Here is a 7,777-nt window from a genome sequence, read left to right as displayed (position 1 = left end):
ATTTCACTGGCGACCACATCCATGCCTACGCCGCGCCTGCGTCGTATCGTTCGGCAGATTTCCGGCGAAGTGGACAAGCGCGTGGACTTCGATGTGCTCAACCCGGAAGGCGAACTGGACCGCTCCCTGATGGAGCGAGTGGTCGCCCCGCTGGAGCATATGCTGCGTAATGCCGTGGACCACGGCATCGAAACCCGCGAAGGCCGTCAGTCTGCCGGCAAGGACGGCACCGGCCGCATCAACCTGGAACTGGGTCGTGAAGGGGGCGAGGTGGTCATCACCCTGTCCGACGACGGCAAAGGCATCGATACCGATGCGGTGCGCCAAAAAGCCATCGAGCGAGGCCTGATCGCCGCCGACGCGCAACTTTCCGAGCAGGAAATTCAGCAGTTCATCTTCCACGCCGGCTTCTCCACCGCCGCCGCCGTGACCCAGATTTCCGGGCGCGGCGTAGGCATGGATGTGGTCGCCAGTGAAATCAAGCAGATGGGCGGCTCGGTCACCATCGACTCCCGTAAAGGGCAGGGCACTCGCTTCATCATCCGCCTGCCGTTTACCCTGGCCATGAACCGCGCCCTGATGGTGAAGGCGGCGGAGGACTCCTACGCGATTCCGCTGAACCAGATCGAAGGTATCGTGCGGATCAGTCCGTTCGAACTGCAGCACTACTTCGAGGAAGAGAACCCGGTTTACACCTATGTGGGCCAGGATTACGAACTGCAGTACCTGGGCCACTTTGTGCACGGCAACCGGGTGCCACACCTGGAAAACCAGACCACCCCCATGCCGGTACTGCTGATTCGCAGCACCGAACACACGGTGGCCATCGTGGTAGACGACCTGGTCGGCTCCCGCGAAGTGGTAGTGAAAGCGGTGGGCCCGCAGCTGGCCACGGTAGCCGGCATCAGCGGCGCCACCATCCTCGGGGATGGTTCCGTGGTGATCATTCTGGATATCCACTCCCTGATCCGTGCGGCCCACGTGCAGACCACGGCTCTGGCGTCCGGCGAGGTGGTGCCGACACTGCCCCAGGAGCCAGAGGAAGACGCGCTGCCGCAGCGTGACACGCCGCTGGTCATGGTCACCGATGACTCGGTTACCGTGCGCAAGGTGACCACCCGCCTGCTGGAGCGCAATGGCTACGAAGTGGTCACCGCCAAAGACGGCATCGACGCCATCGCCAAGCTGGAAGATATTCGCCCGGATGTGATGCTGCTGGATATCGAAATGCCGCGCATGGACGGTTTCGAAGTCGCCACCCATGTACGCCACGACAGCCGACTGCAGGACGTACCGATCATCATGATCACCTCCCGCACCGGTGAGAAACACCGCGAGCGGGCTTTCGACATTGGCGTGAACTGCTACATGGGCAAACCGTTCCAGGAGAACGAGCTGCTGTCTACCATTCGCGAACTGCTGGGTGAACTGCAGGAAACGGATAACGGATGACCGCGCCCGGCCGTGTCGGCGTGATTGCCGACAGCACATTGCAGGGGCACCTGCTATCCAGTGCGGTAAAGGGCCAGGGCTATCAGGTACTGGTCAGCACCGAACCGGACGCTCTGGAAGGCCGCTGGCTGGAACCTGACGCCCTGGATCTGTGGGTGGTGGACCTGTCCAGCGAAGACCGCTGGCAGCACTTTCTCGACGACCTGCTGGAGCGCGCCCAGGTACCGATTCTGTTCTGTGATGGCCAGGCACCGGCCCGCACCGATGCTCGCTACCCCAAATGGGAACGGCGCCTGGTCACCAAACTGGTAAGTTTTATCGGCAAACCGGCCGTGGAAGAGCGCCTGGACGTGATCCCCCAGCGACCACCCCAGATACGCATCCCCCAACCCCGGGAATTCCAGGCCATTCGCCCCGGCGACCGCCCCCGGCAGGTGTGGGTGCTGGGCGCCAGCCTGGGTGGCCCGGCCGCGGTGAAACTGTTTCTCGATTGCCTGCCGGCCAATCTGCCCGTGGCCTTCGTGCTGGCGCAACACATCGACGGCAGTTTTCTGGAGACCCTGTGCGGCGTGCTGGGGCGGGATAACCCGATCCAGTGCAAGATCGGTGTGGACGGGGAAGCCCTGCGACACGGCGAGCTGGCCATTGTGCCGGTAGAGTACGCCGTGCGCTTTCGCCACGACGGCCGTATCCAGTCCACCGGCGAGACCTGGGAAGGCCCCTATGCGCCCTCAATCGACCAGGTTATCCAGCATGTGGGCGAGGGTTTTGGCAACGCCTGTGGCGCCATTCTGTTTTCCGGCATGGGCAACGACGGCGCCATCGCCGCGCCGCGCCTGGCCGCCACCGGCTGCCCGGTGTGGGCACAAAGCGCAGACACCTGTGCCGTCAGCAGCCAGCCAGACTCGGTACGGGAAACCGGCTGCGTCAGCTTTAATGGCTCCCCCGAACAACTTGCACTGCAGCTGGTGGAGCGGGTAAGAAGGGAGCTGGCACAGGCTCCGCTTCCGCAACATCAGTAGCACCAACAACAGTGACGGCTCGCGCTCGGCCACAACCGGCCCGCGACGACATGATGACAAGAAAAGGAACAGCACTATGGCGCAGTTGCCCTCCGATATTTCCAGCCTGCTGATCCCCATGCAGGGGCGCCCCTGGCTGGTGCCCAATATTATCGTGGCCGAGGTGATTCCATTGCGCCAGCCGGATCGCCCGGGCCATGGTCCCGAATGGCTGCTGGGCTGGCTGAGCTGGCGCGACCAGCAAATTCCGCTGCTGTCGTTTGAGAAACTCAACGAGTCCGGCCAGGTCACCATCGGCCAGGATGCCCGCATCGCGGTACTCAATACCGTCGCCAACCAGGCCCCCTTTTATGCGGTGATCGTGCAGGGGATTCCCCGCCTGATGAAAGTGGCCAAGGACGATCCGGTGGAAGAGCCGGTGGATACCGGCCCGGCAGAAGCCATGTACATTCAGGTGGGCGGCGACCTGGCGGTAATCCCGGATCTGGACGCCATCGAGGGCGCCGTGGCGGGGCTACAGAAACCGGCATGATCGACCGTCAGCGACTAGCCGCGCTGGCCGCCGAGGAACCCGCCAGCCAGCGCCGCAAGCACGCCTTTCGCAACCGGTTTGCCACTCCGCATCACGGGCTCGGCGCCTTCCTGCGCTGGCAGTGGGAATCGCGCGGGCGCTTTCCCGGCCACCAGTCCTTCCCCCTGCACACCCCGGACCCGGAACAGCTGCGTCAGCCGGGCAACCGCCCACAGATCACCTGGATCGGCCACGCTACCTATCTGTTCCAGCACCGGGGCTGGAACCTGCTCACCGACCCGGTGTTTTCCGATCGCTGCTCTCCGTTCACTTTTGCCGGCCCAAAGCGGGCAGTACCGCCGGCGCTGACCATTGACCAGCTACCCGATATCAATGCCGTGCTGGTCTCCCATAACCACTATGATCACCTGGACAAGGCATCGGTAAAGCAACTACAGGCCCGCTTCGGCCGCGACATTCTCTGGTTCGTACCCCAGGGTATCGCCGCCTGGCTGCGCAAGCTGGGGGTGGAAAGGATCATCGAGCTGGGCTGGTGGCAGAGCGACTACCACGGCCAGGTAGAGGCTTTCTGCCTGCCCGCCCAGCACTTCAGCGGGCGCGGCCCCAACGACCACAACCAGACCCTGTGGTGCAGCTGGCGTCTGAATTTCCCGGATTTCAGCCTCTATTTTGCCGGTGACACCGGCTATGCACCGCTGTTTAACGAAATTGGTCAGGTATTCGGGCCGGTAGATCTGGCATTATTACCTATCGGGGCCTACGAGCCGCGCTGGTTCATGTCGCCGGTGCATATCAACCCGGCGGAAGCGGTGAAAATCCATCAGGATATTCAGGCGCGCCAGTCCCTGGCCATGCACTGGGGCACCTTCGTGCTTACTGACGAACCCATGGATGCACCGCCAAAAGCGCTGGCTCGAGCCCTGACAGAACAACACATTGAACACGCACATTTTCGGGTTCCGCAGCATGGCGAAACCCTGACCATTGAACTGACACATGAATAAACAATACCCAGGCCGCCGTCTGTGGATGGTGGTCCGCCTGCTTGCCTGGCTTCCCTTGCCGCTGGTCACCGGATTCGGTGCCGCCATTGCCACCCTGATTACCCTGGTGCCGCTGCGCTATGCCAGCGCCTACCGGGTGGTGTTGATCAACCTGCTGGCCACCCACCCGCAAATGTCCTACGCGGAAGCCAAAAAAATCGGCCGCCAGAGCCTGCGCGAACTGGGCCGCACGCTCACCGAATTCAGCCATGTATGGCACCGGCCTGTGGAAGAAACCCTGTCGCGGGTTACCCATATCCACGGCGAGCAGGCCTTTCTCGATGCCTGCGCCAGCGAACGGCCGGTGTTGATGCTGTCACTGCATCAAGGCAGCTGGGAAATCAGTAACCTGTATGTGGGCGACAAGGGCAGCCGGGACAAGACCCTGATCATGTACCAGCCTCACCCGGCCACGCTGATGGATGCCATGGTCAAGGCAGCACGAGAGCGCACCGGCTCGGTACTGATTCCCACCAACAGTCAGGGGGTCAAAAAAGCGCTGGCGGCCATGAAAGCCGGCGGCACCCTGGGTATTCTTTCCGACCATAATCCGGGCAACCGCAGCAATCCCTCGGTGCCGTTTTTCGGCTATGACGTGCCCACTCCCGCGCTGATCGACAAACTCGTCCAGCGTTACCGCCCCCATGTGTTTATCGTTTCCTGCATTCGCGGCGAGGGTGGAGTGAACGATATCCACCTTCACTTCGAAGAGGCCCCGGCCATCGAACAGGCCAGTGACACCACCGATATTCTCACCGCCATGAACAGCAGCCTGCAGCGCTGCATTGACCGCAACCTGAGCCAGTACCAGTGGACCTACAAACGGTTCAAATGGGGCCCACGCGGTCGGCGTAACTGGTACCGGCAATCCAACCGCCTGTTGGGCGAGATTCGTAACGGCAAAGATCGCAAGGCACTGGGCCTGCATCCCGACGCATAACAGCGGCTCGGCTGCCGCCCACCGGCAAGGTCATGTAGAATAACCCCACTGTTTCATGCGTTTGCGCAACGCGCCATTCACCTGTGACCCAAGGTCCTGGCCGCAGTTTCCGGGTTTTCCGTTCTGGTCTCCTTGTTCGCCGCAGCAACGCCTGCGTCCCGGTCGCGTCTCACAGGAGACCACAATGTCTTTCTTGTCTCGCACCTTCCAGGCCGTCGATATACCGGTCTTTATTCTCAGCGGCGGCCTGATCCTGCTGTTTGTAGGTCTGTCCCTCTGGGATATTGAACAAACCGCCGCCTGGGTACAGACCAGCTTTGCCTGGTCCACCAAGTTGTTTGGCGCCTATTGGCAGCTACTCATGCTCGCCACCTTCTTCATCTCCCTGTATCTGGCCATCAGCCGGGTGGGCAATGTGCGCCTCGGCGGCATGGAAAAACCGGAGCTGTCCACTTTCAAATGGGTATCGATCATCATGTGTACCCTGCTCGCCGGGGGCGGGGTGTTCTGGGCCGCGGCGGAGCCCATCGCCCACTTTGTATCGGCACCGCCCCTGTTTGGCGAAGCCAGCAGCCCTCTGGAGCAAGGCACCAACGCCCTGGCACAAAGCTTCATGCACTGGGGGTTCCTTGCCTGGGCCATTCTCGGTTGCCTGACCAGCATCACCCTGATGGTGCTGCACTATGACAAGGGCTTGCCGTTAAAGCCCCGCACCCTGCTTTACCCGGTGTTCGGTGAGCGCATCCTGCACGGCCCCGGCGGGGCGATTGTGGATGCCTGCTGTGTACTGGCCGTGGTGGCCGGCACCGTCGGGCCCATCGGCTTTCTCGGCCTGCAGGTCAGCTTCGGATTGAATGCGCTGTTTGGTATCGCCGACAGCTACAGCACCCAGGTGGCCGTTATTCTGGGGTTGGTGCTGATCTACACCATCAGCGCCATCAGCGGCGTAAACCGGGGCATCCAGATACTCAGCCGTTTCAATGTATTGCTCGCCATTGCGCTGATGGCATTTATCCTGATCGCCGGCCCAACCGCGTTCATCATCGATGGTTTCGTGCAGGGACTTGGCACCTACCTGGGTGAGTTTTTCCCCATGGCCACCTTCCGTGGAGATCCTGGCTGGCTGGACTGGTGGACGGTGTTTTTCTGGGGCTGGTTTATTGGCTACGGTCCGCTGATGGCCCTGTTCGTGGCACGCATTTCACGCGGGCGGACTCTGCGCGAGCTGGTCGGCGTAGTGGCCCTGGTGGCCCCGCTGGTGACCTGCTTCTGGTTCACTATTGTCGGCGGCACCGGCATCTCCCTGGAAATTACCCAGCCCGGTATTATTTCCAAACCCTTCGAAGGCTTTAATCTGCCCGCCGCCTTGCTGGCAACCACTCAGGCCCTGCCCTGGGGTACCTTGCTGTCTGGCCTGTTTCTGGTGCTGACCACCATCTTCGTGGCCACCACCGGTGACTCCATGACCTATAGCGTGTCGGTGGTGATGACCGGCACGGAAGAGCCGCCCTCTGCCATACGGGTATTCTGGGGCATCATGATGGGTGCCAGCGCCGCTATTCTGATCAGCATCGGTGATGGCGGCATTGACGCCTTGCAGAAATTTATCGTGGTAACAGCGGTGCCCGTGTCCCTGATTCTGCTGCCCAGCCTGTGGACCGGCCCGGCACTGGCCGGCGAACTGCTACGCAAACAACAAGCATAATTGCCTGCGACCCGGGCTGGCGGCACAATGCTGCCACCCTGGGCCCGCACCCGGCTCCCCATTTTCTGCCCCCTGGAGTGGCTTGCATGACTATCGAAAACGGCAAGGTTGTCACCTTGCAATACAGCCTGTTCAACGCCGATGACGGCAGCGAAATTGAAAGCTCCCGGGACACCGGCGAGCCCATGGCCTACCTGCACGGCTACAACAACATCATCAAGGGGCTGGAAACGGCCCTGGAAGGCAAGAACAGCGGCGATGAAGTGGATGTCACCATCAGCCCGGAAGACGCCTACGGCGAGTACAACAACGAGCTGTTTCAACGCATTTCCCGCAAGTACCTGAAACACGCAGGCAAACTGGAACCGGGCAAGGTGGTCACCGTTTCCACCGACGAAGGCCCCCGCATGCTCACCATTCTGAAAGTGGGCCTGAAAACCGTGGACGTGGACGCCAACCATCCGCTGGCTGGCAAGTCCCTGCGCTTCGTGGTGGAAATTACCGATATCCGTGATGCCACCGACGACGAGAAAGCCCACAAGCACGCCCATGGCGTGGGCGGCCATCAGCACTAACCCGTTGAAAGGTGAAAGTTTAAAGTTGAAAAGCGCGGGCAGGTTCTGGAGACACCCGGCAGACATCTGCGCCGCGCCGCAAAGTAGAACGAGGCCCAAAACAGGAGATGTTGAATAGCGCACGGTGTTGAGCCGCAGCGACAACTTTCAACGGTTGCTGAATGGCCCTCTCGCGCTTTGTAACTTTCAACTTTGAACTCGTCTCTCTCATTTTCAGCCATTTCCTACCGACGAACCTGTCACCAACGTGCTATCTTTGTGCATCAGAATAATGCACAGGAACACAGGTATGGATATGCCGGAATACAGTTACTGGATTATCGCCGGGCTCGCTCTGATGATCGCCGAATTTGCCGTCTCTGGCCTGGTGGTGATCTTTTTCGGCATCGCGGCCCTGCTGGTCGGCAGCCTGAAATTTCTCGGCCTGATTGATGACACGACCTGGGAACTCACTATTTTCGCGGTTACCAGCCTGTTGCTGCTGGTGTTTGTTCGCCGGGTTCTCAAT

Annotated in this window: 8 protein-coding genes; all 8 read left to right on the top strand. The window is 61.1% G+C overall.

Annotated elements, in window-relative coordinates; all coding sequences use genetic code 11:
* A partial coding sequence (locus A3754_RS13015) for a response regulator (RefSeq protein WP_156496979.1) occupies positions 1–1,452 on the top strand: 1,452 nt, incomplete at its 5' end.
* Positions 1,449–2,474, top strand: coding sequence for a chemotaxis protein CheB (locus A3754_RS13010; protein ID WP_063520035.1), 1,026 nt, complete (start codon positions 1,449–1,451; stop codon positions 2,472–2,474). The genes A3754_RS13015 and A3754_RS13010, both read left to right, overlap by 4 nt.
* Positions 2,475–2,550: 76 nt before the next feature.
* Positions 2,551–3,006, top strand: coding sequence for a chemotaxis protein CheW (locus A3754_RS13005; RefSeq protein WP_063520034.1), 456 nt, complete (start codon positions 2,551–2,553; stop codon positions 3,004–3,006).
* Positions 3,003–4,010, top strand: coding sequence for an MBL fold metallo-hydrolase (locus tag A3754_RS13000; protein WP_063520033.1), 1,008 nt, complete (start codon positions 3,003–3,005; stop codon positions 4,008–4,010). The genes A3754_RS13005 and A3754_RS13000 overlap by 4 nt, the downstream gene beginning before the upstream one ends.
* On the top strand, positions 4,003–4,989 hold the full coding sequence (locus A3754_RS12995; protein ID WP_063520032.1) for a lysophospholipid acyltransferase family protein: 987 nt from the start codon (positions 4,003–4,005) through the stop codon (positions 4,987–4,989). Before A3754_RS13000 ends, A3754_RS12995 begins: the two co-directional genes overlap by 8 nt.
* Before the next feature lie 184 nt (positions 4,990–5,173).
* Complete coding sequence (locus A3754_RS12990; protein ID WP_063520031.1) at positions 5,174–6,694, top strand: BCCT family transporter; 1,521 nt, start codon at positions 5,174–5,176, stop codon at positions 6,692–6,694.
* An 86-nt stretch (positions 6,695–6,780) separates the two neighbouring features.
* Positions 6,781–7,269, top strand: coding sequence for a peptidylprolyl isomerase (locus A3754_RS12985; protein ID WP_063520030.1), 489 nt, complete (start codon positions 6,781–6,783; stop codon positions 7,267–7,269).
* 289 nt (positions 7,270–7,558) lie between these two features.
* Positions 7,559–7,777: NfeD family protein (locus A3754_RS12980; protein ID WP_369817617.1), on the top strand; the 219-nt coding region annotated here is incomplete at its 3' end.

This window comes from Alcanivorax sp. HI0083 (assembly GCF_001635175.1).
Note: the sequence above shows the minus strand (reverse complement) of the source record. Positions and strands in the feature narration are given on the sequence as shown.

Coding starts and splice junctions, on each gene's coding strand:
- A3754_RS13005 (WP_063520034.1), top strand. CDS start 2,551: ATGGCGCAGTTGCCCTCCGATATTTCCAGCCTGCTGATCCCCATGCAG.
- A3754_RS12995 (WP_063520032.1), top strand. CDS start 4,003: ATGAATAAACAATACCCAGGCCGCCGTCTGTGGATGGTGGTCCGCCTG.
- A3754_RS13010 (WP_063520035.1), top strand. CDS start 1,449: ATGACCGCGCCCGGCCGTGTCGGCGTGATTGCCGACAGCACATTGCAG.
- A3754_RS13000 (WP_063520033.1), top strand. CDS start 3,003: ATGATCGACCGTCAGCGACTAGCCGCGCTGGCCGCCGAGGAACCCGCC.
- A3754_RS12990 (WP_063520031.1), top strand. CDS start 5,174: ATGTCTTTCTTGTCTCGCACCTTCCAGGCCGTCGATATACCGGTCTTT.
- A3754_RS12985 (WP_063520030.1), top strand. CDS start 6,781: ATGACTATCGAAAACGGCAAGGTTGTCACCTTGCAATACAGCCTGTTC.